This is a genomic window from Kitasatospora sp. NPDC004615 (assembly GCF_042873545.1).
Classification (GTDB): Bacteria; Actinomycetota; Actinomycetes; order Streptomycetales; family Streptomycetaceae; genus Kitasatospora.
This window is the reverse complement of sequence record NZ_JBIALQ010000008.1, coordinates 41,079-66,622: the sequence shown is the minus strand read 5'-3', so window position 1 is coordinate 66,622 and position 25,544 is coordinate 41,079. Positions and strand designations below refer to the sequence as shown.

The following is a 25,544-nucleotide window of genomic DNA, read 5'->3' as shown; positions in this document are numbered from 1 at the left end:
GGTGTCACCAGTCGTTGCCGGCGATCTCCCGGATCCCGGGCAGCGCGGCCTCGAAGACCGTCTCGAACCACACCGAGAACGGCTTCTCGGCCCGCAGCGCGCGCAGCTCGGCGGCGGTGACGAATCGGGTGTCCTCGACCTCGTCCGGGTTGGGGTCCGCCTCGGCGGTGATCAGGCCGACGAACAGGTGGTTCCACTCCCGCTCGATCAGCCCGGTGGTCTCGTCCGGCAGGTCGTAGCGGACGGTGCCAGCCTCGCAGAGCAGCGCGGGGGCCGCGCCCAGTTCCTCGGTGGTGCGGCGGGCGGCCGCCACGAACGGCTGCTCGCCGGGGTAGGGGTGGCCGCAACAGGTGTTCGACCAGACGCCCGGCGAGTGGTACTTGCTCAGCGCCCGACGCTGCAGCAGCATCCGGCCCTGCCGGTCGAACAGGAACACCGAGAAGGCGCGGTGGAGTCGGCCAGGCTGCTGGTGGGCCCAGTGCTTCTCGCCGGTCCCGATGGTCACGCCGTGGTCGTCGACCAGCTCAAGCATGATCTCGCCGGGTGCGGCCGGGGACTGGGCGACGACCTCGGGGGAGAGGTCGTCGGTCGGGCTGACAGCAGGGCTCATGGGCACAATGCCCCTTTCGGCACGTGGACCGGGGGCGGCCTCCGGGCCGCCCACCCCGGTCCTTGAGGTCGGCTGCGCGCACGGCGGGACCGGATCGGACCGGCCCGGTCCGCCGACGGCGTCGGGGCCCAAGTCTGCCGCATGGCCAGGCGGGCCCGGGGCCGCGACGCACACCGCCGGGACGGTGGATCGGATGTTCGGCAGAACTGTTCGATCCGCGACAGCGGACCTTCGCCGAAGGTTCACGTCGTACCCTCAGCTGATCACCTGACCTGCCCGGGCCGCGTTCTGGCAGGTGGTCGGGGTCGCCTACCATCAGGTAGACCGGGCGGTCCGCAAGGCGCGCCCGTACGGCGCGCCGCAGCCGCGGCCGCGCCCCGGCGCCCAGACCCGCACCGGTGCGCCGGACGGCACCCGAGACCCTGGAGTCCCGCATGATCGGCCTCGTCCTGGCCGCCGGCGCAGGCCGCCGGCTTCGTCCGTACACCGATACCCTGCCCAAGGCGCTGGTGCCGGTCGACGGGGAGCGGACGGTGCTCGACCTGACCCTGGGGAACTTCGCCGAGGTCGGCCTGCGGGAGGCCGCGATCGTCGTGGGCTACCGCAAGGAGGCGGTCCACGACCGCAAGCAGGCGCTGGAGCAGAAGTACGGCGTGAAGCTCACCCTGGTCGAGAACGACAAGGCCGAGGAGTGGAACAACGCCTACTCCCTGTGGTGCGCCCGCGACCTGTTCGGTGAGGGCCTGCTGCTCGCCAACGGCGACACCGTCCACCCGGCGTCGGTGCAGCGCACCATGCTGGACGGCAACGACCGGCGGATCAAGGAGGGCAAGGCCCCCGGCATCGTGCTGGCGCTGGACACCGTGAAGAAGCTCGCCGACGAGGAGATGAAGGTCGTCGTCGACCCGGAGCTCGGGGTGCGCCGGATCACCAAGCTGATGGACCCGCTGGACGCCACCGGCGAGTACATCGGCGTCACCGTGATCAACCCGTCCGCCGGCCCGGCCCTGGCCGACGCCCTCAAGGCGGTCTTCGAGCGCGACCCGCAGCTGTACTACGAGGACGGCTACCAGGAGATGGTCGACCGCGGTCTGATCATCGACGTCCAGCCGATCGGCGAGGTCTCCTGGGTCGAGGTCGACAACCACGACGACCTGGCCAAGGCTCGGGAGATCGCGTGCCGGTACTGACCCGACTGGTGCCCTCGCCGGTGTTCGTCGAGGTGCGGGCCGGCGCACTGGACGCGCTCGGCGGCATCCTCGCCGACCAGCGGCTGTCCTCGTCCGGCCGGATCGCGGTGGCGATCAGCGGCGGCTCGGGCGCGGTGCTGCGCGAACGCCTGGAGCCGGCGCTGCCCGGCGCCGACTGGTACCAGGTCGACGACGGCACCCTGGACAGCGCGGTCCGGCTGACCGACGAGATCCGCCGCGGCCACTACGACGCCCTGGTGGGCCTCGGCGGCGGCAAGATCATCGACGTGGCCAAGTACGCCGCGGCCCGGGTCGGCCTGCCGGTGGTCGCGGTCGCCACCAACCTCGCCCACGACGGCATCTGCTCCCCGGTCTCCACCCTCGACAACGACGCCGGCCGCGGCTCCTACGGAGTGCCCGGCCCGATCGGCATCGTGGTCGACCTCGACGTCATCTCCAAGGCGCCGAAGCGGTTCGTGGCCGCCGGAATCGGCGACGCGGTCTCCAACATCTCCGCCTGCGCGGACTGGGAGCTCTCGCACACCGTCACCGGCGAGCCGGTCGACGGCCTGGCCGTGGCGATGGCCCGGGCGGCCGGCGAGAACCTGCTGCGGCACCCGGGCACCCTGGAGGACCCGGACCTGCTGACCACGCTCGCGGAAGCACTGGTACTGTCCGGCATCGCGATGAACATCGCCGGCAGCACCCGGCCCAGCTCTGGTGCCTGCCACGAGATCTCGCACGCCCTGGACGTGCTCCACCCCAAGCGGTCCGCCCAGCACGGCGAGCAGGTCGGCCTCGGCGCGGCCTTCGCCTGCTTCCTGCGGGGCGAGCAGGACCTGTCCGGACTGATCGTGGAACGCCTGCGTTTCCACGGCCTGCCGGTGACGGCCGATCAGCTCGGCTTCACCGAGGCGGAGTTCACCGAAGCGGTGCACTACGCTCCGAACACCAGACCGGGGCGCTTCACCATCCTCGAACACCTCGACCTCTCCGCCACAGACATCAGGGACGCGTACGCCGACTATGTCCAAGCCGTCAACAGCTGAACGCCCGCCGGTTGACCTCACCCGCCGCCCGTCGATCGAGGAGCTCCGGGCGGTCATCCACCCCGAGGGCATGCTCCAGCGACGCAGCGCCGAGCACTGGGCCGGCCGCCTCTACATGCGGAAGATCTCGCTGCGGATCACCCGCATCCTGTCGACCGTCACCGCCATCACGCCCAACGGCCTGACCTACCTGATGATGCTCACCGGCATCCTGGCCGGCATCGCCCTGGTGGTCCCGGGCCTGGGCGGCGCGATCCTCGGCGCTCTGCTGATCCAGATCTACCTGCTGCTGGACTGCGTGGACGGCGAGGTCGCCCGCTGGCGCCGCCAGACCTCGCTGACCGGTGTGTACCTGGACCGGGTCGGCCACTACATGTCCGAGGCGGCGCTGCTCACCGGCCTCGGCCTGCGGGCCACCGACCTGCTGCACCGCGAGGGCTCGCACTCCGCCTGGCAGTGGGCCTTCCTCGGCACGCTGGCCGCGCTCGGCGCGATCCTGATCAAGTCCGAGACCGACCTGGTCGACGTCGCCCGGGCCCGCTCCGGCCTGACCGCCGTCCTGGACGAGGCCTCGGTGCCGCGTTCGAACGCCGTCGCCAAGGCCCGCCGGGCCGCCTCGCTGCTGAAGTTCCACCGCCTGGTCGGCGCCGTCGAGGCCTCGCTGTTCATCCTGGCCGCCGGCATCGCCGACCAGGTCCACGGCGGCCTGTACTTCACCCGCCTCGCCGTGGTGGTGCTGGCCGCCATCGCGATGCTGCAGACCGTCCTGCACCTGCTGTCCATCGTGCTCTCCAGCAGGCTCCGATGAGCGACGACTTCCGCCTCGGCGCGGTCATCATCACCATGGGCAACCGGCCCGCCGAACTGAACGCGCTGATCGAGTCGGTGCGCGCCCAGCAGGGCCCGCCGGTCGAACTCGCCGTGGTCGGCAACGGCGCCCCGCTGCCCCCGCTGCCGGCGGACGTGCGCACCGTCGAACTGCCCGAGAACCTGGGCATCCCCGGCGGCCGCAACGTCGGCATCGAGCTGTTCGGCCCGGACGGCCGGGACGTCGACGCGGTGCTGTTCCTGGACGACGACGGCTCGCTGCCGAACACCGACTCCGCCGAACTGCTGCGGAAGGCGTTCACCGCCGACCCGTCGCTGGGCATCGTCTCGTTCCGGATCGCCGACCCGGAGACCGGCACCACGCAGCGCCGGCACGTGCCCCGGCTGCGCGCCAGCGACCCGCTGCGCGCCTCCCGGGTCACCACCTTCCTGGGCGGCGCCAGCGCGGTGCGCAGCGCGGTCTTCCCGCAGGCCGGGCAGCTGCCCGCGGAGTTCTTCTACGCCCACGAGGAGACCGACCTGGCCTGGCGGGCGCTGGACGCCGGCTGGTCGATCGACTACCTCCCGGACGTGGTGCTCTACCACCCGGCGACCTCCCCGGCCCGGCACGCGGCGTACTTCCACAACGTGGCCCGCAACCGGGTGTGGCTGGCCCGACGGAACCTTCCGGCCCCCTTGGTGCCTCTCTATCTGGGGACCTGGTTCCTGCTGACGGTCGCTCGGCGGCCCTCCGGCTCGGCGCTCAAGGCGTGGCTCGGCGGGTTCCGGGCAGGCTGGAGCGAGCCCTGCGGCCCGCGTCGGCCGATGAAGTGGTCCACCGTCTGGCGCTTGACCAGGCTCGGCAGACCGCCAATCATCTGATCGCAACCGGTCGGCAATACCCCCGCCGGCCGCACGCAAACCTGAGCTCCTCGTGGTACGCCCCGGTTCCGCGCCCCGTCCCCCCGGGGCCGCGGAATTTCGACCCCCTGAAGGACGAATGTGTCGACACTGAGTGACCCGGTCAACCTCTCCGCACCGAGGGGCACCGACGCGGGTCTGACCCCGAAGCAACTGGCGGACAAGTACGGGCTTTCCGTCAGCGGCAAGCGGCCGAGTCTGCCGAAGTACATCGGCCAGCTGTGGGCCCGGCGCGCCTTCATCAGCTCGTTCGCGACCGCCCGCCTGGTCGCGCAGTACACCACCGCGAAGCTCGGCCAGCTCTGGCAGGTGCTCACCCCGCTGCTCAACTGCGCGGTGTTCTACCTGGTCTTCGGTGTGATCATGCAGAGCCGGGACGGCGTCCCGGTCTACATCGCCTGGCTGTGCGTCGGCGTCTTCGTGTTCCAGTTCTCGCAGAGCGCGATCCAGGCCGGCACCCGCTCGATCTCCGACAACCTCGGCCTGATCCGGGCACTGCACTTCCCGCGCGCCTCGCTGCCGATCGCCTTCACCGTGATCCAGCTCCAGCAGCTGATGATCTCGATGGTGGTCCTGGTCGCCATCGTGCTGGCCAACGACATCCGTCCGGCCATGACCTGGCTGCTGATCATCCCGGCGCTGGTGCTGCAGTCGCTGTTCAACACCGGCCTGGCCATGGTGATGGCCCGGATCGGTGCCAAGACCTCGGACATCTCGCAGCTGATGCCCTTCCTGCTGCGCACCTGGATGTACGTCTCCGGCGTGATGTACAGCGTCTCCGGCTACATCAAGAGCTGGCCGACGATCTGGCAGACGGTCTACTCCTGGAACCCGGCGACGGTCTACATGGACCTGATGCGCTACGCGTTCATGCCGGACAGCTTCGACAAGAGCAAGTACCCGGGCGGCTACGACGCGGCGGGCCACAAGCTCCCCGAGGCGCTGAACCTCCCGCACCACATCTGGATCATGGCCGGCACCTGGGCGGTCGTCGCCTTCGTCATCGGCTTCGTGTTCTTCTGGAAGTCCGAGGAGGAGTACGGCCGTGGCTGACGCAGCGATCGACACCCTGAAGGAGACCACCGCGGTGGACAACCAGGCCCGGGTCCCCACCGTCGTGGTGGACGACGTGCACATCATCTACAAGGTGCACGGCGCGGGCGCCGGCAAGGGCAGCGCCACCTCGGCGCTGAGCCGGATGATCACCCGCAAGAAGTCGCCCGCGATCCGCGAGGTGCACGCGGTCCGCGGCATCAGCTTCACCGCGTACAAGGGCGAGGCCGTCGGCCTGATCGGCTCGAACGGCTCCGGCAAGTCGACCATGCTGGCGGCCATCGCCGGCCTGCTGCCGACCGCCAAGGGCGCCATCTACACCCACGGCCAGCCCTCGCTGCTGGGCGTGAACGCGGCGCTGATGAACGACCTGACCGGCGAGCGCAACGTGGTGCTGGGCTGCCTGGCGATGGGCATGTCCCCGGCCCAGGTGCGCGAGCGCTACCAGAGCATCGTGGACTTCTCGGGCATCAACGAGAAGGGCGACTTCATCTCGCTCCCGATGCGCACCTACTCCTCCGGCATGGGCGCCCGCCTGCGGTTCTCCATCGCCGCGGCGAAGACCCACGACGTGCTGTTGATCGACGAGGCCCTCGCCACCGGCGACCAGGGCTTCCAGCAGCGCTCCAAGGCCCGGATCAACGAGCTGCGCAAGGAGGCCGGCACGGTCTTCCTGGTCAGCCACGACAACAACGCGATCCGCGAGACCTGTGAGCGCACCATCTGGATCGAGCACGGCGAGCTGATCATGGACGGGCACACCGACGAGGTGGTCCGGCGGTACGAGAAGGGCGAGCGCCCCTGACGGGGCGCGGCCGACGGTCGCAGGGCCGGTGCGCGGGGAGCTCTCCCCGGCACCGGCCCTGCGCCGTGCGGCGGGTGAAGGCGTGGCGACGGAAGCGTGTCCGAGGCGCGATGGCGGCCGGGACCGGTGTAGAACGGGGGAGTGACGGCAGTGTCGGCTTCAATCAAATCTGATAACCAGACAGCGGCGGTGACGCTGGACAAGGCGGACCTGGAGAACTTCCCGGTCGCCCCCGCCTTCCTGCCCGCCGCCTGGCGCGGCGACCTGATGGCGGTCTACGGCTTCGCCCGGCTGATCGACGACGCCGGCGACGGCGACCTCGCCGACCCGGCCTCCGTCGCCCACCTGCTGGACGTCCCCGGCGCGCCGCAGGACGAAGGCTTCCGGCTGGCCCTGCTGGACGGCCTGGAGCGGGACCTCGACCGGGCCTTCGCCACCGCCCTCGGCGACGACCGCGCGCAGGGCGGCACCGTGCTCGGCACCGCCGCCGGCGAGCCCCGGCACCCGCTGGTCCGCCGCCTGGTCCCGCTGATCGAACAGCACGCCGTCACCCCCGAGCCGTTCCGCCGGCTGATCGAGGCCAACCGGGTCGACCAGACCGTCACCCGCTACCCGACCTACGACGACCTGCGGCACTACTGCACGCTCTCCGCCGACCCGGTCGGCCGCCTGGTGCTCGCGCTGGCCGGCCGCGCCACCCCCGAGCGGATCGAACTCTCCGACGCGATCTGCACCGCGCTGCAGATCGTCGAACACCTGCAGGACGTCGCCGAGGACCTCGACCGCGGCCGGATCTACCTCCCGCAGGAGGACCTCGCCACCTTCGGCGTCACCGAACAGGACCTCGCCGCCCCCGCCGCCTCGCGCGAGGTGCGGCAGCTGATCGCCTGGGAGGCGAGCCGGGCCCGGACCCTGCTCGATCGCGGCGCGCCGCTGGTAGGTACGGTTCACGGGAGGCTTCGACTGCTGCTGGCGGGATTCACCGCCGGCGGGTACGCGGCCCTGGACGCCATCGCGGCGGCCGGGTACGACGTGCTCGCGCACCGGGCGAAGCCGGACAAGCGCCGCCTGGCCGGCCGGGCGGCGGCACTTTTCGCGAAGGGAAGGTGAGCGCCCGCGTGGGGGCATCACCACTGGCGTCCGCGCCGGTCATGGCGGCCTACCGGTACTGCGAGGCGGTCACCGCCCTGCAGGCCCGCAACTTCAGCTATGGCATCCGCCTGCTGCCCGAGGCCAAGCGGCTGGCGATGTCCGCGCTGTACGCGCTGGCCCGCCGGGTCGACGACATCGGCGACGGCGAACTGCCCGCCGAGCAGAAGACCGAGGCGCTGGCCCGCACCCGCGTCCTGCTGGACGAGATCCGGGCGGGCGCGGTCGGCGAGGACGACACCGACCCGATCAAGGTCGCGCTGGCCGACGCCGCCCGCCGCTTCCCGATCCCGCTCGGCGGTTTCGACGAGCTGATCGACGGCGTCGAGATGGACCTCAAGGGCGTCGAGTACGAGACCTTCGACGAGCTCAAGGTGTACTGCCGCTGCGTGGCCGGCTCGATCGGCCGGCTCTCGCTCGGCGTGTACGGCTGCGAGGACTGGGAGCGCGGCGCCGCCTACGCCGACACCCTGGGGCTGGCGCTGCAAATCACCAACATCCTGCGCGACCTGCGCGAGGACGCCCTGAACGGCCGCACCTACCTGCCCGCCGAGGACCTCGCCCGGTTCGGCTGCCAGCAGGGCTTCGCCCTCCCGAAGCTCCCGCTCGGCGCCGACTTCACCGGCCTGGTCGCCTTCGAGGCCGACCGCGCCCAGCAGGCCTTCACCGAGGGCCTGCAACTGCTGCCGATGCTCGACCGCCGCAGCCGCGCCGCCACCGCCGCGATGGCCGGCATCTACCACCGCCTGCTCGGCCGGATCGCCGCCGACCCGCACTCGGTGCTCCGCGGCCGGGTCTCGCTGCCCGGCTGGGAGAAGGCGTACGTGGCACTGTCCGGGCTCGCCGGAGGGCGTTCTTGATTCTCACGCCAGTTATGTCACGCTGTGTCAACAGGGAGTCACGACGCATGCGCACGTTGTTGTGCCCTCAGTCCACTGCCGCCAGGGAGGACCGATGAGCACGCCGACGCCGCAGCGGCAGCGCACCGCCGTGGTGATCGGCGGCGGCCTGGCCGGCATCACCGCTGCACTCCGGCTGGCCGAGGCCGGTGTGCGCACCACCCTGGTCGAGGCCCGCCCCCGGCTCGGTGGCCTGGCCTTCTCCTTCAAGCGCGGCGACCTGACGGTCGACAACGGCCAGCACGTCTACCTGCGCTGCTGCACCGCCTACCGCGGCCTGATCGACCGCCTCGGCGCGAACGCCCTGGTCGACCTCCAGGACCGGCTGGACGTCCCGGTGCTCGGCCTGGCCGCCGACGGCACCCGCAGCCTCGGCCGGCTGCGCCGCGCCGCCCTGCCCGTCCCGCTGCACCTGGCCGGCAGCCTCGCCACCTACCGTCACCTGAGCCCGGCCGACCGGCTGCGGGTGGTGCGCGGCGCGCTCGCCCTCAAGGGCCTCGACCAGGACGACCCGGCGCTCGACGAGATCTCCTTCGGCGAGTGGCTGCGCCGCCACGGCCAGACCCCGGCCACCATCGAAGCGGTCTGGGACCTGGTGGGTGTCGCCACCCTGAACGCCACCGCCGACCGCACCTCGATGGCGCTGGCCGCCAAGGTGTTCCAGACCGGCCTGCTGTCCGACCCGGGCGCCGCCGACATCGGCATCGCCCGCGTCCCGCTCGGCGAGATCCACCACGACCGGGCCCGCGCCGAACTCGAACGCGCGGGCGTCCGGGTGCTGCTGCGCACCAAGGCCGCCGAACTCAAGGCCGCCGAGCCGAACGCCGTCCGGCTGGAGAGCGGCGAACTGCTCACCGCCGACACCGTGGTGCTGGCCGGCGCCCAGGACACCGCGGCGGCGCTGCTGCCGCCGGGCGCGATCCCCGGGCAGGAGCGGCTCGCCGAGTTCGGCACCGCGCCGATCCTCAACGTGCACGTGATCTACGACCGGCCGCTGATCCGCCGTCCGTTCTTCGCCGCGATCGGCTCCCCGGTGCAGTTCGTCTTCGACCGCACCCCGCACTCCGGCCTGGACGTCCCCGGCGCCCAGTACCTGGCGGTGTCGCAGTCCGCCGCCGAGGACGAGATCGACCTGCCGGTCGCCGAGCTGCGCGAGCGCTACCTGCCCGAGCTGGCCCGGCTGCTGCCCGCCGCCCGCGACGCGCGGGTGCTGGACTTCTTCGTCACCCGGGAGCGCACCGCCACCTTCGACCCGGCGCCCGGCACCGCCCGGCTGCGCCCCGGCGCGCGCACCGAACTGCCGGGCATCCTGCTGGCCGGCTCCTGGACGGCCACCGGCTGGCCCGCGACCATGGAGGGCGCGGTGCGCAGCGGGCACGCCGCGGCCGACGTCGCCCTGGCCGGCACCGGCCGGCTCCCGGTCGATCGCGCGGACGGGCGGTGGCCCCGATGACGGCGACCCGGCAGTCCCCGACCACCGACATCGCACCCGGCCGGCCGCCGTTCGCGGCCGGTCAGACGTACCGAGAGGGAACGCACGTGGAGGCACGCACCGGCTCGACGGTCGGGGACACCCTGACGGTCCTGGACCTGCTGGCGCGCGGGCGCACGCTCTGCACGCCGCCGATGCGCGAGGCCGTCGCCCGTCTGGCCGCGCCGATGGACACCGTCGCGGCGTACCACTTCGGCTGGATCGACCGCGACGGCAAGCCCGCCGCGGGCGACGGCGGCAAGGCGGTGCGCCCGGCGCTGGCGCTGCTGTCGGCCGAGGCGGTCGGCGCGGATGCGCAGGTGGGCGTACCGGGCGGCGTGTCGGTCGAGCTGGTGCACAATTTCTCCCTTCTTCATGATGATCTGATGGACGGTGACGAGACGCGTCGGCACCGGGCCACCGCCTGGACGGTGTTCGGCCCGGCGCAGGCCGTGCTGGTCGGCGACGCGCTGTCCACTCTCGGCACCGAGGTCCTGCTGGACGCCGCGGTGACCGGCGGGGCCACCCCGACCGACGCCGCCCGCGCGGTCCGTCTGATCACCACCGCGACCCGGCGGCTGATCGACGGTCAGGCGCTGGACGTCTCGTTCGAACAGCGGGACGTGGTGACGGTCGAGGAGTGCCTGACCATGGAGGGCGGCAAGACCGGCGCCCTGCTGGCGGCCTCCGCGGCGATCGGCGCGGTACTGGCCGGCGCCGACGACCGGACCTCCGACGCGCTCCAGCGGTACGGCTACCACCTGGGTCTGGCGTTCCAGGCGGTGGACGACCTGCTGGGCATCTGGGGTGCCACCGAAGTGACGGGCAAGCCGCACTGGAGCGACCTCCAGTCGCGCAAGAAGTCGCTGCCGGTGTGCGCCGCGCTGGCCGAGGGGGGCGCCGCCTCCCGCGAGCTGGCCGCACAGCTGGCCGACCCGACCGGCCGCGGCGAGGAGAGCGAGCAGCAGCTCGCCGCCCGCGCCGCGCTGATCGAGCAGGCCGGCGGCCGGGCCTGGACGCAGGAAGAGGCCCGCCGCCAGTACGACACCGCCCTCGCCGCGCTCGGCGAGGTGCCCATGGCCGACGAGGTGCGCGAGCACTTCGTCGCACTCGCCGAATTCGTGGTGGTCAGAGAGAGGTGACGTAAGAGTGACAGCAACCGCGGGTGGAAGGCTCGGACCCCAAACCTCAGTTGCAGTAACACGATCTGACGATTCCTCACCCGCGGCGGCGCTCAGCCGGGCCACCGCACACCTGCTGTCACTCCAGCACGCCGACGGCTGGTGGAAGGGCGACCTGGAGACCAACGTCACCATGGACGCCGAAGACCTGCTGCTCCGCCAGTTCCTCGGCATCCGCACCGAGGAGCAGACCCGGGCCACCGCGGCCTGGATCCGCTCCCGGCAGCGGGAGGACGGCACCTGGGCCACCTTCCACGGCGGCCCGCCCGAGCTGTCCACCACCGTCGAGGCGTACGTCGCCCTCCGGCTCGCCGGGGACCCCCCGGACGCCCCGCACCTGCGCGCCGCCGCCGCCTTCGTCCGGGAGAACGGCGGCATCGCCGCCACCCGGGTGTTCACCCGGATCTGGCTCGCCCTGTTCGGCTGGTGGCCCTGGGCGAAACTCCCCGAACTGCCCCCCGAAGTGCTGTTCCTGCCCAGATGGGCGCCGCTGAACATCTACTCCTTCGGCCAATGGGCCCGGCAGACCATCGTCCCGCTGACCGTGGTCTCCGCCCACCGCCCGGTCCGCCCGGCTCCGTTCGACCTCACCGAGCTGCACACCGACCCGGCCGACCCGTACCCGAGGCGCCCGCTCGCCCCCGCGCACAGTTGGGACGGCCTCTTCCAGCGCCTCGACCAGCTGATGCACCGCTACCACCGGCACGCCGTCAAACCGGTGCGCCGCCTCGCACTGCGGCAGGCCGCCGCCTGGATCGTCGAACGGCAGGAAGCCGACGGCTGCTGGGGCGGCATCCAGCCGCCCGCCGTGTACTCGCTGATCGCGCTGCGGCTGCTCGGCTACCGCCTCGACCACCCCGTGATGAAGGCCGGACTGGCCGCGTTCGACAGCTTCACCGTGCACACCGAGGACGGCAAGCGCTGGCTGGAGGCCTGTCAGTCCCCGGTCTGGGACACCTGCCTGGCCGCCATCGCGCTGCGCGACGCCGGACTGCCCGGCGACCACCCCGCGCTGGTGCGGGCCGGCGACTGGATGCTCGGCGAGGAGGTCACCACCCGCGGCGACTGGGCCGTCAAACGCCCCCGGCTCGCCCCCGGCGGCTGGGCGTTCGAATTCCAGAACGACACCTACCCGGACGTCGACGACACCGCCGAGGTGGTGCTCGCGCTGCGCCGGATCGACCACCCCGACCGGGTCCGGCTGGCCGGCGCCGTCGAACGCGCCGTCGGCTGGAACCTCGGCATGCAGTCCAAGGACGGCGCCTGGGGCGCCTTCGACGCCGACAACACCAGCAAACTCCCCAACAAGCTGCCGTTCTGCGACTTCGGCGAAGTCATCGACCCGCCCTCCGCGGACGTCACCGCGCACGTGGTCGAGATGCTCGCCGAGACCGGCCGCGCCCGCGACCCCCGGACCCGGCGCGGCGTCGCCTGGCTGCTGAGCCACCAGGAGGCCGACGGCTCCTGGTTCGGCCGGTGGGGCACCAACTACATCTACGGCACCGGCTCCGTGGTGCCCGCCCTGATCGCCGCCGGACTCACCCCCGGCCACCCCTCCGTCCGCCGCGCCGTCGGCTGGCTGACCGGCCGGCAGAACACCGACGGTGGCTGGGGCGAAGACATGCGCTCCTACGAGGACCCGGCCACCTGGGCCGGCCGCGGCGACTCCACCGCCTCGCAGACCGCCTGGGCCCTGATGGCGCTGCTCGCCGCCGGCGAACACGACTCGGAGGCGGTCGAACGCGGCATCGCCTGGCTGACCCGCACCCAGCGGCCCGACGGCAGCTGGGACGAACCGCAGTTCACCGGCACCGGGTTCCCCTGGGACTTCTCCATCAACTACCACCTGTACCGGCTGGTCTTCCCGGTCACCGCGCTCGGCCGGTACGTGCACGACGCCCCGCTCGGCCGCGGTGGCCGGCGATGAACGACCCCCTGCTGGTGCTCTGCGCGCTGCGACCCGAGGCCTGGGCGCTGCGCGGCGGCGACTGGTCCGGCGCGGCCGGCGGTCCCCCGGTGCTGGCCCGCACCGGGATGGGCCGCCGGACCGCCGGGCGGCGGGCCGGCGCGCTGCTGGACGTCGGCGGCTACGGGGCGCTGCTGGTCGCCGGGTTCGGCGCCGCGGTCGGCCCCGGGGTGCGCCCGGGCGAGGTGATCGTCGCCGACCGGGTCACCGACGCCGAGGGCAGCGTCCACCCGCTGGCCACCGCGCCCGCGCTGGCCACCGCCCTGGAGGAGGCCGGGATCCGCGCCCACCTGGGCACCCACCGCACCGCCGACCACGTGGTGCGCGGCGCCGAACGGGCCCGGCTGCACGCCGAGGGCGCGCTCGCCGTCGACATGGAGGCCGCCGCGGTGCTCGCCGCCCGCGCCGAGCGCGCCCCCGAACTGCCCGCCGCAGTGCTGCGGGTGGTGGTCGACACACCCGAGCGGGAACTCATCCGCCTCAGCACCCTGCCCGCCGGATTCCGCGCCTGGCGGGTGCTGCGCGCCGCCGTCCCCGCCCTCACCGCGTGGCACCGGCAACTGGCCGCCGCGCCCCGTCCGCCGACGACCACACAGCCCTCGACGCTCCCTCAGGAAGCGAGCTAAGTCATGGCCATGCCGCTGCGTCAGACCGTCCGCGTGTCCACCTACCTCATGCAGCAGAAGCTGAAGCGCCGGGACAAGTTCCCGCTGATCGTGGAGCTGGAGCCGCTGTTCGCCTGCAACCTGAAGTGCGAGGGCTGCGGCAAGATCCAGCACCCGGCGGGGGTGCTCAAGCAGCGGATGCCGGTCGCGCAGGCGGTCGGCGCGGTCCTGGAGTGCGGCGCCCCGATGGTCTCCATCGCCGGTGGCGAACCGCTGATGCACCCACAGATCGACGAGATCGTCCGGCAACTGGTCGCCCGCCGCAAGTACGTCTTCCTGTGCACCAACGCGCTGCTGCTGCGCAAGAAGCTCGAGCTGTTCACCCCGTCCCCGTACTTCACCTTCGCCGTGCACATCGACGGACTGCAGGAGCGGCACGACGCCTCGGTGGCCAAGGAGGGCACCTTCGCGGAGGCCGTCGAGGCGATCAAGGAGGCCAAGCGGCAGGGCTTCCGGGTCACCACCAACTCGACGTTCTTCAACACCGACACCCCGCAGACCGTGGTCGAGGTACTGGACTACCTGAACGACGAACTCAAGGTCGACGAGATGATGATCTCCCCGGCCTACGCGTACGAGAAGGCACCCGACCAGGAGCACTTCCTCGGCGTCGAACAGACCCGCGAGCTGTTCCGCACCGCCTTCGCCGGCGGCAACCGGCGGCGCTGGCGGCTCAACCACAGCCCGCTGTTCCTGGACTTCCTCGAAGGCAAGGTCGACTTCGAGTGCACCGCCTGGGGCATCCCCAACTACTCGCTGTTCGGCTGGCAGCGGCCCTGCTACCTGATGTCCGACGGCTACGTCCCCACCTACCGGGAACTCATCGAGAAGACCGACTGGGCCAAATACGGCCGCGGCCGCGACCCGCGCTGCGACAACTGCATGGCCCACTGCGGGTACGAACCCACCGCCGTGCTCGCCACCATGGGCTCGCTCAAGGAGTCGATCCGCGCCGCCCGGGAGACCCTCGCCGCCCCCAAGGCCTGAGCAGCCGTCACGGGCCGCCCGCGTACCCGCGCAGGCGGCCCACGCCGACAGGCGACCGCGACAGCGGGGCCGCAGGCTGGACACCGACCGTCCACCCACCCGCACCAGCCGTGAGGGGTACGCCATGCCACTGCTGAGCCGGATCACCGGGCCCGCCGACCTCCGCCGACTGCACCCCGAACAGCTCCCGCCGCTCGCCGCCGAGATCCGCCACTTCCTGATCGACGCCGTCACCCGCACCGGCGGCCACCTCGGACCCAACCTCGGCGTGGTCGAACTCAGCATCGCCCTGCACCGCGTCTTCGACTCCCCGCACGACCGCATCCTGTGGGACACCGGCCACCAGGCCTACGTCCACAAACTGCTCACCGGCCGGCAGGACTTCAGCCGGCTGCGCGCCAAGGACGGACTGTCCGGCTACCCCTCGCGCGCCGAATCCCCGCACGACCTGATCGAGAACTCGCACGCCTCCACCGCGCTCGGCCACGCCGACGGCATCGCCAAGGCCAACCAACTGCTCGGCGTCGACCGCTGCACCGTCGCCGTGATCGGCGACGGCGCGCTCACCGGCGGCATGGCCTGGGAAGCCCTCAACAACATCGCCGAGGCCGAGGACCGCCCGCTGATCATCGTCGTCAACGACAACGGACGCTCCTACGCTCCCACCATCGGAGGCCTCGCCCACCACCTCGCCACGCTGCGCACCACCAAGGGCTACGAACGCTTCCTCGCCTGGGGCAAGGACGCCCTGCAGCGCACCCCCGTGGTCGGGCCGCCGCTGTTCGACGCCCTGCACGGCGCCAAGAAGGGCTTCAAGGACGCCTTCGCCCCGCAGGGCATGTTCGAGGACCTCGGCCTGAAGTACCTCGGCCCGATCGACGGGCACGACATCGCCGCCGTCGAACAGGCGCTGCGCCAGGCCCGCAACTTCGGCGGCCCCGTCATCGTGCACTGCCTCACCGTCAAGGGCCGCGGCTACCGGCCCGCCGAACAGGACGAGGCGGACCGGTTCCACGCCGTGAACCCGATCGACCCGTACACCTGCCTGCCGATCTCGCCGACCGCCGGCACCTCGTGGACGTCCGTGTTCGGGACGGAGATGCTCGCGCTCGGCGCCGAGCGGCCCGACCTGGTGGCCGTCACCGCCGCGATGCTGCACCCCGTCGGACTCGGGCCGTTCGCCAAGGCCTACCCCGGGCGCACCTTCGACGTCGGGATCGCCGAGCAGCACGCCGTCGCCTCCGCCGCCGGGCTGGCCACCGGCGGGCTGCACCCCGTGGTGGCGGTGTACGCGACCTTCCTGAACCGGGCGTTCGACCAGGTGCTGATGGACGTCGCGCTGCACCGGCTCGGCGTCACCTTCGTGCTCGACCGGGCCGGCGTCACCGGCAACGACGGGGCCTCGCACAACGGCGTGTGGGACCTGTCGGTGCTGCAGGTCGTCCCCGGGCTGCGGATCGCCGCGCCGCGCGACGCCGCCCGGCTGCGCGAACAGCTGCGCGAAGCCGTCGAGGTCGCGGACGCGCCCACCGTGGTGCGCTTCCCCAAGGGGCAGCTCGGACCCGAGGTGACCGCGATCGAACGCACCGGCGGCATCGACGTGCTCGCCCGCACCGGGCCCACGCCCGATGTGCTGCTGGTCGCCGTCGGCCCGATGGCGTCCGCCTGCCTGGACGCCGCCGCGCTGCTCGCCGCCGAGGGCATCACCGCCACCGTCGTCGACCCGCGCTGGGTCAAGCCCGTCGACCCCGCGCTCGTCATGATGGCCGCCGAGCACCGGATGGTGGTCACCGTCGAGGACAACGGCCGCACCGGCGGCGTCGGCGCCGCCCTCGCCCAGGCCATGCGGGACGCCGGCATCGACACGCCGCTGCGCGACCTCGGCGTCCCGGAGGAGTTCCTGGCGCACGCCTCCCGCGGTGAGCTGCTGGAGGAGATCGGGCTCACCGGCACCGGCGTCGCCGCCCAGACCGCCGCCCACGCCCGCCGGCTGCTGCCCGGGACCCGCACCGGCGTCCAGGAGTACCGGCCCCGGATGCCGCTGACCGATTGGAGCGAACCAGCGTGACCCAGGCCGAACCGTTCGACCTCGCCGCCCTGCTCGATGCCCGGGGCGGCGAACGCTACGAGCTGCACGCCCGCTACCTCAACCCGCAGCTGCCGCGGATGCTGCACACCATCGGCTTCGACCGGTACTACGAACGGGCGAAAGGCCCGTACTTCTACGACGCCGAGGGCAACGAGTACCTCGACATGCTCGCCGGATTCGGCATCTTCGCGCTCGGCCGGCACCACCCGGCCGTCCGGGCCGCCGTCCAGCAGGTGATGGAGCTGGAGACCGCTGACCTCACCCGCTTCGACTGCTCCCCGCTGCCCGGCCTGCTCGCCGAACAGCTGATCGCCCACGCGCCCGGCCTGGACCGGGTGTTCTTCGGCAACAGCGGCACCGAAGCGGTCGAGACGGCGCTCAAGTTCGCCCGGTACGCCACCGGCCGGCGCCGCGTCCTGTACTGCGACCACGCCTTCCACGGCCTCACCGCCGGCTCGCTGTCCGTCAACGGCGAGGGCGGCTTCCGCAAGGGCTTCGACCCGCTGCTGCCGGACACCGCGATCCCGCTCGGAGACCTCGGCGCGCTGCGGCGGGAGCTGAAGAAGGGCGACGTCGCCGCGCTGATCGTGGAGCCGATCCAGGGCAAGGGCGTGCTCGCCCCGCCGCCCGGCTGGCTGGCCGCCGCCCAGCAGCTGCTGCACGAGCACAAGGCGCTGCTGATCTGCGACGAGGTGCAGACCGGCGTCGGCCGCACCGGCACCTTCTTCGCCCACCAGGCCGAGGACGGCGTGCGGCCCGACCTGGTGTGCGCCGCCAAGGCGCTGTCCGGCGGCTACGTGCCGATCGGGGCCACCCTCGGCAAATCGTGGATCTTCGAGAAGGTGTACTCCTCGATGGACCGCGTGCTGGTGCACTCCGCCAGCTTCGGCTCCAACGCCCAGGCGATGGCCGCCGGCCTGGCCACCCTGCACGTGATGCGGCAGGAGGAGGTGGTGGAGAACGCCGCCCGGGTCGGCGAGCTGCTGCGGGCCCGGTTGGCCGCGCTGGTCGAACGGTACGAACTGCTCGCCGAGGTGCGCGGTCGCGGACTGATGATCGGCATCGAGTTCGGCCGCCCCAAGTCGCTCAAGCTGCGCACCGGCTGGACGGCGCTGCAGGCCGCCCGCAAGGGACTTTTCGCGCAGATGGTGGTCGTCCCGCTGCTGCAACGGCACCGGATCCTCACCCAGGTCTCCGGCGACCACCTGGAAGTGATCAAACTGATCCCGCCCCTGATCATCACCGAGCGGGACGTCGACCGCTTCATGGACGCCTTCACCGACGTCATGGACGACGCGCACCGCGGCAGCGGCCTGATGTGGGACTTCGGCCGCACCCTGGTCAAGCAGGCCGTCGGATCGCGTTAGAGCTCGGTACGGCGGCGGCGCACCACGACCCACAGGTCCGCCGCCGCCACCAGCGTCAGCAGCCCGCAGCACACCGCGAACACGGTCAGCGTCCCGCTGCTGGGCGCGCCGTGCGGCGACGCGAAGGCCGCCCAGACCGCGAACCCCGCCGTGCACAGCGCGAAGAACGGCAGGAACAGCATCGACAGCAGGAAGCGCAGCTTCAGATCGGTGCGCGCGGTGGCCGGCTCCGTTCCGCTCCGCCAGACCATCGGAGTCTTCGCCCGCCGCATACGCAACCGCCTCCCTCTACCCTTCCAGCGTAGAACTGTCGGGGTGCGGGGAGGCGGGGCGATGAACGACCGGTTGGACGACTATCTGGGGCTGCGGGTGGAGCCCGCGCGGGCGCTGGCCGTCGAGCGCGGCTGGCGCACCGTGCGGGTGGTGGAACCCGAGGCGCTGCTGACCATGGAGTACCGCTCCGAGCGGCTCAACCTGACCGTCCGGGACGGCGTGGTGGAACGCGCCTGGGCGGGCTGAGGACGCACCGGCAGCGGGCGGCCGGCCCAGTGCGCGGCCGCGGGCTGCGGGCGGGGCACCGGGACCGGCCGGGCGAACCGGCCCTCGCGGTGCCAGACCGCCAGCACCCGCTGGTCCAGCGCGGCGATGGCCGGCTCGGCCAGCGGCAGCGACAGCAGCACCAGCGCACCCGCCGCCCAGCCGGCGAACACGTCGGAGATCCAGTGGGTGCCCAGGTAGACGGTGGTCAGGCCGATCGAGGCCGCGGTGAGCGAGGCCAGCACCGTGCCGGTGCGCCGCCAGCGGGCCGCCAGGTAGGCCAGCACGCCCCAGGTGACCACGGCGTTGGCGGTGTGCCCGGACGGGAAGATGGTGCCGCCGGAGAACAGCTCGGGCGACCCTATGTAGTGCGCGTAGTGCGGACCCAGCCGACCGGTCAGGATCTTCACCGCGCCCACTGTGACGTTCAGCAGCAGCAGTGCCATGCCCATCACCAGCAGCGGCCGCGACGAGTGCGTGCGGTAGCAGCGCCAGCCCAGCCACAGACAGGCCGCGATCGCGGTCGGGCCGCGCTGGCCGGCGACCACCCAGATGTCCAGGTACGGCAGCGCCTGCGGCCACACCTTGTACGGGCGCAGCTGCTGCAGCGACCAGTCCAGGTCGACCAGCGGCGAGTCGAGCACAATGGCCAGCACCACCGCCAGGTAGAGCACGGCGGTGATGCCGAAGAGCAGAACGTGCCGCCGGCTCATCGACGGGGGCGCGGATTCTGTCGGCTTGGTGACGGAATCGCGCTCGGACTGGACCGGAAACGTGCGTGGTCCGGTCGATATCCGCGGCACGGGGGATTCGGGCTTGGCTGGCACCCTTCGACATTACCGGCTGCCTCCGAGCGCTCCGGGCTGTACGGGCAATCTGTCACCCGCCGGTGATCGGTTGTCCGCACTTTCCCCATACGGGCAGTTCGGCGTGCGAGGGGAAGGGCCGTAAAGCGGAGCGGAGTGTGCGAAATCACCCTCTGCGGCGCTCCGGGTGCCGTTTCCTCCGGGTTTCTCCAATTGCCGGGCGGGTAGTGCGGGAACGAAAGAAGCGGCCGATTTCCCGTGACGCAGGTCACTTCCGGGAAATCGGCCGCCGGGTCGGGCGGCGGGGTCGGGTCAGGGCAGTACCTTCTCGACGGCTGCCGCGCCGTGCTCCTCCAGGTCCTTCTTCGCCTTCGCGACCCGCTTCGGGGTGACGTCGAGCCCCTGGGCCATCACCAGGTCTTCGGGGTCGACGGGGTTCTCCGCCCCGGTGTGCAGCAGCTTGTCCGGAGTCGGCTTGGAGTCGCTGTCCGTGGTGTCGGTCATCAAGATCCTCCGTGGGTACGCCCGCCGCCGGTGGACGGCGGCGGGAGGTCTGCACGTCGAGTCTGGACCCGCGCCGTGGCGGGCGCACCACGAGACCCCAACTAGTCGAGCGGGCCGCCCGCCACGTAGATGACCTGGCCGGAGACGAAGCCCGCGCCCTCGGAGGCGAGGAAGGAGATGGTGTGCGCGATGTCGTCCGGCACGCCGACCCGCTGGACCGGGATTGCCGAGGCGGCGGCCTGCTTGAACGCCTCGAACTCCATGCCGACCCGGGCCGCGGTGGCCGCCGTCATGTCGGTGGCGATGAAGCCGGGGGCGATCGCGTTGGCGGTGATGCCGAACTTGCCGAGCTCGATCGCCAGGGTCTTGGTGAAGCCCTGCAGGCCGGCCTTGGCCGCCGAGTAGTTGGCCTGGCCGCGGTTGCCCTGCGCGGAGGAGGAGGACAGGTTGACGACGCGTCCGAAGCCGGCCGCGACCATGTGCTTCTGCACCGCGCGGGTCATCAGGAAGGCGCCCTTGAGGTGCACGTTCATCACGGTGTCCCAGTCGGACTCGGACATCTTGAACAGCAGGTTGTCGCGGAGCACGCCCGCGTTGTTCACCAGCACGACGGGGGTGCCCAGTTCGGCGGCGATGCGGTCGACCGCGGCCTCCACCTGTTCGGCGTTCGAGACGTCGGCGCCGACGGCCAGCGCCCGGCCGCCCGCGGCGACGATCGCCTCGGCGGTGCCCTTCGCGTTGGACTCCTCCAGGTCGACCACCGCGACCGCGTAACCGTCGGCGGCCAGCCGGAGCGCGGTGGCCGCGCCGATCCCGCGGGCCGCACCCGTCACCACGGCCACCCGCACCGGAGCGTCTGCGGTCACGGACGTGCTCTGCTCGGTCATCTTCGTACTCGTCTCTCTCGAAGTCGGACGACGGGACCGGCCCGGGCCGGTGACCCGCGGATGAGATTTGAATGAGGTGCGCAGCGCGCAGCGCGGCAACCCTACCGGCGAGTAGAAATTCCGGCCAGGGGCAGCGCCGCAGGTGACGGAGGGTGAGGGCGCTCGGCGGCCGAGTGGGTGAACCAGGTTGGTCGTGACCCCGACATAGGGGGGAAATATGCCAACTTTGCCGAACCTGCGACTACTCTGCGCCCCTACCTGCCGGTCCAGGCCGACCGTTTGTATAGTGTGCGCCAGCAGCCACCGGCTGCACGGCCGGCGCGTCCTTACTCACAGCGGGATGCTCACTCGCCGTTACTGCCCCGCTCGGGTGTCCCACACACACCGCGAGCGTGACACCGGGACGGATTTCATGGTGCTGGGGGAGATCCCGACAACCCGTGTGCCCGGTCGACTGCAGCAGTCGCCCGGTCACCTCATCCGCGTGGCCCAGCAGGTACACACCCGCTTGTGGTCCGAATACGTCGGTACCGAGCTGACGGCTCCGCAATTCGCGGTGCTGCTGGTACTGGCACTGGAGCCCGGCGCCGACCAGCGAACGGTCGGCGAACGGGCATCGCTCGACAAGGCGACGATGGCCGAAATGGTCGCCAGGCTGGTCCGGCGGGGCCTGGTGCTCCGCCGCCGGGACCCGGCCGACGGTCGTCGCAAGCTGCTGGCCCTCTCGCAGAGCGGCGCTCAGGCCGTGCGCGAGGCGACCGGCGGCGTGGTCCGGGTCCAGCGGACCCTGTTCGAGTCGCTGAGCCCGGACGAGCAGCTGGAACTCGTCCGGACCATGGCACGGATCGCCCGGCTGGAGCCGGCCGCCGTTGCCGTGATGGCCGACGCCCGGCCCACGCTGGACGCCCAGCGTGCCATCGGCTACCTGATCCGGGTCGCCCAGCAGGTGCACACCAAGCTCTGGTCGGAGAAGGTCGGCACCGAGCTGACGGCTCCTCAGTACGCGGTGCTGGACGCGCTGGAGACCGAACCGGGCGCCGACCAGCGCACGGTCGGCGAGCTCGCCTCGCTGGACAAGGCGACGATGGCCGAGATGGTCAGCCGGCTGGTGCGACGCGGCCTGGTGCTGCGCCGCCGCGACCCCTCGGACGGGCGCCGCAACCTGCTCTCGCTCTCCCCGACCGGCCAGGAGCTGTTGCACCGCTCCACCGCCGGGGTGCGTGAGGTCCAGGAGGCGTTGCTCGCTCCGCTGGAGCCGCACGAGCACGCGCAGGCTCTGGCGCTGCTCGCCAAGGCGGCTCGGCTGTAACGATTCTGCAAAGCGTCGTCCAATTTTTTGGGCGACGAACGCGCTCCGGCGGGCACGCGGCACCGCTCGGACGCTCCGGAAGGGGCCGACACCTCGTCAGGTGTCGGCCCCTTCCGGGTTGTTCCGGCCGTCACTCTCCGTGCTGACTGGGCGTCAGCTCTAGCTGACGTGACGTCAGCCGCGCGAGGGAACGACGGGGCGTCAGTTCCAGTCGAAGTCGGCCGGGTCGGGGCCGATTCGCTTGCCGGTGGCGACGGCTGCGATCGCCGCGAGGTCCTCGGCGTCCAGCTCGAAGCCCGTCACGTCCAGGTTCTCCCGGATGCGGGCCGGGGTGACCGACTTCGGGATGGCGATCACGCCGCTCTGCAGGTGCCAGCGCAGCACCACCTGGGCCGTCGAGCGGCCGTGCTTCTCGGCGATCTTCAGCAGCGCGGGCTCGGCCAGCAGGTCGCCGCCCTGGCCCAGCGGGCTCCACGCCTCGGTGGCGATGCCGTGCTCGGCGTGGAAGGCGCGCAGCTCGGCCTGCGGGAAGTACGGGTGCAGCTCGACCTGGTTCAGTGCCGGGACCACCGAGGTCTCCTTGAGCAGCAGCTCCAAGTCCGCGATGTGGAAGTTCGAGACGCCGATCGCGCGGACCCGGCCGTCGGCCTGCAGCTGCTCGAAGGCGCGCCAGATGTTCACGAACGCGGGGCCGTGCATCGCCCGCGGCCAGTGGATCAGGTACAGGTCCAGCTGCTCCAGGCCGAGCTTGGCCATCGACTCGTCGAAGGCGCGCAGCACCCGGTCGCGGCCCTGCTCGCCGGACCAGTCGAGGGTGCCGGAGTTCCACAGCTTGGTGGTGACGAACAGCTCGTCACGGGCCACGCCGGACTCGACGATCGCCTGGCCGGTGCCCGCCTCGTTCTCGTAGATCGCGGCGGTGTCGATCGAGCGGTAGCCCGATTCGATCGCGGTGCGCACCGCCGGGACGGCCTCCGCGTCCGGCACCTGCCAGACGCCGAAGCCGAGCTGCGGGATCCGCACGCCGTTGTTCAGCGTGATCGACGGGATCGGGGGTACTGCGGGAGTGCTGGTCACGAGAAGGGGTGCCCTTCGGTCGGGTGGCTGTGGGGAGTGTCCAAGAGGGCGGCAACCGGGTTGAACAGCGGAGTATTCCCGATGGGCAGGAGTTCCTTCCAACAGGGGAAACGCTTCGGGGGCCGCAGCCGGATCGGGCAGAACCGCGAAAGGGCGTGTGGCGTGTATCACAGGTGATACCGCCGCGTCCGGGGAGGGTGGTCCGGACGGGTGAATGGGCGGGCCCGGCGGTGGTGGTGCGGCGGTCGGTGGGCGGGCCCGGGCCAGACTGCCGGGGTGACCAAGACTTCAGGTTCTCCGTCAAACCAGCGCGGTGAGATCGGCGGCGTCCCGACCCGGTACATCGGTATCGGCGTCATCGTGGTGCTGGCGATCTGGTTCCTGTTCGCCAACCTGGACAAGGTGAAGATCCAGTTCTGGGTCTTCACCGTCACCTGCCCGCTCTGGATCGCGCTGCTGGCCACGCTGCTCGCGGGAACGGCGCTCGGCTGGCTGCTGAAGGGCCGGCGCACCCGGTGACGGCGCCGCAGGAGGCCGCGGGGCGGTCGGCGGGAGAGCCGCTGATCGAGCTGCGCCGGGTGAACAAGCACTACGGGCAGCTGCACGTGCTGCAGGACATCGACCTGACGGTGGGCCGGGGCGAGGTCGTGGTGGTGATCGGCCCGTCCGGGTCGGGGAAGTCCACGCTGTGCCGGGCGATCAACCGGCTGGAGCCGGTGGAGAGCGGCGACATCCTGATCGAGGGCCAGCCGCTGCCCGCCGAGGGCAAGGGTCTGGCGAAGCTGCGGGCCGAGGTCGGGATGGTGTTCCAGTCCTTCAACCTGTTCGCGCACCGGACGGTGCTGCAGAACGTCACGCTGGCCCAGATCAAGGTCCGCAAGCGTGGGAAGGCGGCGGCCGAGACCAAGGGGCGGGCGCTGCTGGAGCGGGTCGGACTGGCCTTGCAGGCCGACAAGTACCCGTCGCAGCTGTCCGGCGGCCAGCAGCAGCGGGTGGCGATCGCCCGGGCGCTGGCGATGGACCCGAAGGCACTCCTGTTCGACGAGCCGACCTCGGCGCTCGACCCCGAGATGATCAACGAGGTGCTGGAGGTGATGCGCTCGCTGGCCGCCGAGGGGATGACCATGGTGGTGGTCACCCACGAGATGGGGTTCGCGCGTTCCGCCGCCAACCGGGTGGTCTTCATGGCGGACGGGAAGATCGTCGAGGACCGCGTCCCCGAGGAGTTCTTCGCGAACCCGCAGAGCGAGCGCGCCCGGGACTTCCTGTCCAAGATCCTGAAGCACTGAGGCGGCGCGGTGAAACAGCGGTACATCCTGCGCGCACTGGCGCTGTGCGCCGTGCTGCCCGGCCTGGCGGCCGGCCTGTCCGGCTGCGGCAAGGAGGGCACCCCGCCGCCGAAGGGCCCGCAGCCGAGCGCGCTGCCCAGCTACCAGGTGCGCAACAACACGATCACCGGCTCGCCCACCCTGGACGCGGCCCGGGCGCGCGGCCACCTGGTGGTCGGCGCCAAGGAGGACCAGCCGTACCTGGGCCAGAAGAACCCGGCCACCGGCGAGTACTCCGGCTTCGACATCGAGATCGCCAAGATGGTCGCCGCCGACCTGGGCTTCGCGCCCGACCAGATCGAGTTCCGCACCATCGCCTCCGCCAACCGGGAGACCGCGCTGCAGAACGGCCAGGTCGACTACTACGTGGGCACCTACACCATCAACGACAACCGCAAGAAGCTGGTCGGCTTCGCCGGCCCGTACTTCATCGCCGGGCAGGCGCTGATGGTCCGCAAGAACGAGACGAAGATCAACGGCCCGCAGGACCTGGCGGGCCGAAAGGTCTGCTCGGCCGCCGGGTCCACCCCGTACCAGCGGATCCAGACCAATTATCCGAAGGCCAAGCTGGTCGGCTACGACACCTACTCGGCCTGCGTGGACAACCTGATCAGCAATCAGGTCGACGCCGTCACCACCGACAACGCGATCCTGCAGGGCTACGTGGCCAAGGTCCCCGACGAGCTGAAGATGGTCGGCGAGCCGTTCTCCACCGAGCCGTACGGCATCGGCGTCCCCAAGAACGACACCGTGCTGCGGATGGCGATCAACGACGCGCTGCAGCTGAACATGGACAACGGCAACTGGAAGAAGGCGTACGAAGCGACGCTCGGCCTCTCCGGGGTGCCCGCGCCGCAGCCCCCGGCCATCGACCGGTACAAGTGAGC

General features: G+C 71.7%; 25 protein-coding genes. 19 read left to right on the top strand and 6 right to left on the bottom strand.

The window, feature by feature from the left end; translation table 11 throughout:
- Nucleotides 1-4: 4 nt before the first annotated feature.
- Nucleotides 5-616 carry an isopentenyl-diphosphate Delta-isomerase gene (gene idi / locus ACFYS8_RS26445; protein ID WP_387645182.1) on the bottom strand — a complete coding sequence of 204 codons (612 nt, stop codon included), beginning with the start codon at nt 614-616 and terminating at the stop codon, nt 5-7.
- Between the two features lie 428 nt (nt 617-1,044).
- Between idi and ACFYS8_RS26440 the strand changes: the two genes are divergently transcribed.
- The 15 genes from ACFYS8_RS26440 (at nt 1,045) to ACFYS8_RS26370 (ending at nt 18,209) form a co-directional block, all read left to right on the top strand.
- Nucleotides 1,045-1,800 carry a sugar phosphate nucleotidyltransferase gene (locus tag ACFYS8_RS26440; protein WP_387645180.1) on the top strand — a complete coding sequence of 252 codons (756 nt, stop codon included), beginning with the start codon at nt 1,045-1,047 and terminating at the stop codon, nt 1,798-1,800.
- Nucleotides 1,788-2,849, top strand: a complete 1,062-nt coding sequence (locus tag ACFYS8_RS26435) for an iron-containing alcohol dehydrogenase family protein (protein ID WP_387645177.1) — start codon at nt 1,788-1,790, stop codon at nt 2,847-2,849. The genes ACFYS8_RS26440 and ACFYS8_RS26435 overlap by 13 nt, the downstream gene beginning before the upstream one ends.
- Nucleotides 2,827-3,657, top strand: coding sequence for a CDP-alcohol phosphatidyltransferase family protein (locus tag ACFYS8_RS26430; RefSeq protein WP_387645175.1), 831 nt, complete (start codon nt 2,827-2,829; stop codon nt 3,655-3,657). The genes ACFYS8_RS26435 and ACFYS8_RS26430 overlap by 23 nt, the downstream gene beginning before the upstream one ends.
- Nucleotides 3,654-4,538, top strand: a complete 885-nt coding sequence (locus ACFYS8_RS26425) for a glycosyltransferase family 2 protein (protein WP_387645172.1) — start codon at nt 3,654-3,656, stop codon at nt 4,536-4,538. Before ACFYS8_RS26430 ends, ACFYS8_RS26425 begins: the two co-directional genes overlap by 4 nt.
- Before the next feature lie 120 nt (nt 4,539-4,658).
- Nucleotides 4,659-5,630 (top strand): ABC transporter permease, encoded by a 972-nt coding sequence (locus tag ACFYS8_RS26420; protein ID WP_387645169.1) that lies wholly within the window; start codon nt 4,659-4,661, stop codon nt 5,628-5,630.
- Nucleotides 5,623-6,435, top strand: a complete 813-nt coding sequence (locus ACFYS8_RS26415) for an ABC transporter ATP-binding protein (RefSeq protein ID WP_387645167.1) — start codon at nt 5,623-5,625, stop codon at nt 6,433-6,435. The genes ACFYS8_RS26420 and ACFYS8_RS26415 overlap by 8 nt, the downstream gene beginning before the upstream one ends.
- A 189-nt stretch (nt 6,436-6,624) precedes the next feature.
- Nucleotides 6,625-7,545, top strand: a complete 921-nt coding sequence (gene hpnC / locus ACFYS8_RS26410; protein WP_387645164.1) for a squalene synthase HpnC — start codon at nt 6,625-6,627, stop codon at nt 7,543-7,545.
- A 41-nt stretch (nt 7,546-7,586) separates the two neighbouring features.
- Complete coding sequence (hpnD, locus tag ACFYS8_RS26405; protein WP_387645953.1) at nt 7,587-8,444, top strand: presqualene diphosphate synthase HpnD; 858 nt, start codon at nt 7,587-7,589, stop codon at nt 8,442-8,444.
- 94 nt (nt 8,445-8,538) lie between these two features.
- Nucleotides 8,539-9,936 carry a hydroxysqualene dehydroxylase HpnE gene (hpnE, locus tag ACFYS8_RS26400; protein WP_387645161.1) on the top strand — a complete coding sequence of 466 codons (1,398 nt, stop codon included), beginning with the start codon at nt 8,539-8,541 and terminating at the stop codon, nt 9,934-9,936.
- A gap of 86 nt (nt 9,937-10,022) precedes the next feature.
- Nucleotides 10,023-11,096, top strand: coding sequence for a polyprenyl synthetase family protein (locus ACFYS8_RS26395; protein ID WP_387645159.1), 1,074 nt, complete (start codon nt 10,023-10,025; stop codon nt 11,094-11,096).
- A 7-nt stretch (nt 11,097-11,103) separates the two neighbouring features.
- On the top strand, nt 11,104-13,062 hold the full coding sequence (gene shc, locus ACFYS8_RS26390; RefSeq protein WP_387645156.1) for a squalene--hopene cyclase: 1,959 nt from the start codon (nt 11,104-11,106) through the stop codon (nt 13,060-13,062).
- Nucleotides 13,059-13,727 carry a 1-hydroxy-2-methyl-2-butenyl 4-diphosphate reductase gene (locus ACFYS8_RS26385; RefSeq protein ID WP_387645154.1) on the top strand — a complete coding sequence of 223 codons (669 nt, stop codon included), beginning with the start codon at nt 13,059-13,061 and terminating at the stop codon, nt 13,725-13,727. Before shc ends, ACFYS8_RS26385 begins: the two co-directional genes overlap by 4 nt.
- Before the next feature lie 3 nt (nt 13,728-13,730).
- Nucleotides 13,731-14,753, top strand: a complete 1,023-nt coding sequence (gene hpnH / locus ACFYS8_RS26380; RefSeq protein ID WP_387645151.1) for an adenosyl-hopene transferase HpnH — start codon at nt 13,731-13,733, stop codon at nt 14,751-14,753.
- A gap of 124 nt (nt 14,754-14,877) precedes the next feature.
- Nucleotides 14,878-16,821, top strand: a complete 1,944-nt coding sequence (dxs, locus tag ACFYS8_RS26375) for a 1-deoxy-D-xylulose-5-phosphate synthase (protein WP_387645148.1) — start codon at nt 14,878-14,880, stop codon at nt 16,819-16,821.
- Nucleotides 16,818-18,209 carry an aspartate aminotransferase family protein gene (locus ACFYS8_RS26370; protein ID WP_387645146.1) on the top strand — a complete coding sequence of 464 codons (1,392 nt, stop codon included), beginning with the start codon at nt 16,818-16,820 and terminating at the stop codon, nt 18,207-18,209. The genes dxs and ACFYS8_RS26370 overlap by 4 nt, the downstream gene beginning before the upstream one ends.
- Here the strand turns inward: ACFYS8_RS26370 and ACFYS8_RS26365 are convergent.
- The 4 genes from ACFYS8_RS26365 to fabG form a co-directional block, all read right to left on the bottom strand.
- The gene (locus ACFYS8_RS26365) at nt 18,206-18,460 is read right to left on the bottom strand and encodes a DUF6343 family protein (RefSeq protein ID WP_387645143.1); all 255 of its coding nucleotides are present in this window, start codon (nt 18,458-18,460) and stop codon (nt 18,206-18,208) included. The two genes, ACFYS8_RS26370 and ACFYS8_RS26365, sit on opposite strands and share 4 nt — an antisense overlap.
- A 102-nt stretch (nt 18,461-18,562) precedes the next feature.
- Entirely contained in the window at nt 18,563-19,459 is an 897-nt protein-coding gene (locus ACFYS8_RS26360) for a phosphatase PAP2 family protein (protein ID WP_387645140.1), read from the bottom strand.
- Between the two features lie 405 nt (nt 19,460-19,864).
- Nucleotides 19,865-20,056, bottom strand: a complete 192-nt coding sequence (locus ACFYS8_RS26355) for a hypothetical protein (RefSeq protein WP_387645137.1) — start codon at nt 20,054-20,056, stop codon at nt 19,865-19,867.
- Nucleotides 20,057-20,157: 101 nt separating this feature from the next.
- Nucleotides 20,158-20,943, bottom strand: a complete 786-nt coding sequence (fabG, locus tag ACFYS8_RS26350) for a 3-oxoacyl-ACP reductase FabG (RefSeq protein WP_387645135.1) — start codon at nt 20,941-20,943, stop codon at nt 20,158-20,160.
- 484 nt (nt 20,944-21,427) lie between these two features.
- On the opposite strand from fabG, the gene ACFYS8_RS26345 reads away from it, so the two are divergent.
- Nucleotides 21,428-22,252: a MarR family winged helix-turn-helix transcriptional regulator gene (locus tag ACFYS8_RS26345; protein WP_387645132.1), complete on the top strand. Its 825-nt coding sequence runs from the start codon at nt 21,428-21,430 to the stop codon at nt 22,250-22,252.
- Between the two features lie 201 nt (nt 22,253-22,453).
- On the opposite strand, the gene ACFYS8_RS26340 is transcribed toward ACFYS8_RS26345, so the two are convergent.
- The gene (locus ACFYS8_RS26340) at nt 22,454-23,329 is read right to left on the bottom strand and encodes an aldo/keto reductase (protein WP_387645129.1); all 876 of its coding nucleotides are present in this window, start codon (nt 23,327-23,329) and stop codon (nt 22,454-22,456) included.
- Between the two features lie 276 nt (nt 23,330-23,605).
- On the opposite strand from ACFYS8_RS26340, the gene ACFYS8_RS26335 reads away from it, so the two are divergent.
- The 3 genes from ACFYS8_RS26335 to ACFYS8_RS26325 are packed head-to-tail and all read left to right on the top strand — an operon-like array spanning nt 23,606 to nt 25,542.
- The gene (locus tag ACFYS8_RS26335) at nt 23,606-23,848 is read left to right on the top strand and encodes a LapA family protein (RefSeq protein WP_387645126.1); all 243 of its coding nucleotides are present in this window, start codon (nt 23,606-23,608) and stop codon (nt 23,846-23,848) included.
- A 41-nt stretch (nt 23,849-23,889) separates the two neighbouring features.
- Nucleotides 23,890-24,618 (top strand): amino acid ABC transporter ATP-binding protein, encoded by a 729-nt coding sequence (locus ACFYS8_RS26330; protein ID WP_387645950.1) that lies wholly within the window; start codon nt 23,890-23,892, stop codon nt 24,616-24,618.
- A gap of 9 nt (nt 24,619-24,627) precedes the next feature.
- Nucleotides 24,628-25,542 carry a glutamate ABC transporter substrate-binding protein gene (locus tag ACFYS8_RS26325; protein WP_387645123.1) on the top strand — a complete coding sequence of 305 codons (915 nt, stop codon included), beginning with the start codon at nt 24,628-24,630 and terminating at the stop codon, nt 25,540-25,542.
- The last annotated feature ends 2 nt before the right edge of the window (nt 25,543-25,544 follow it).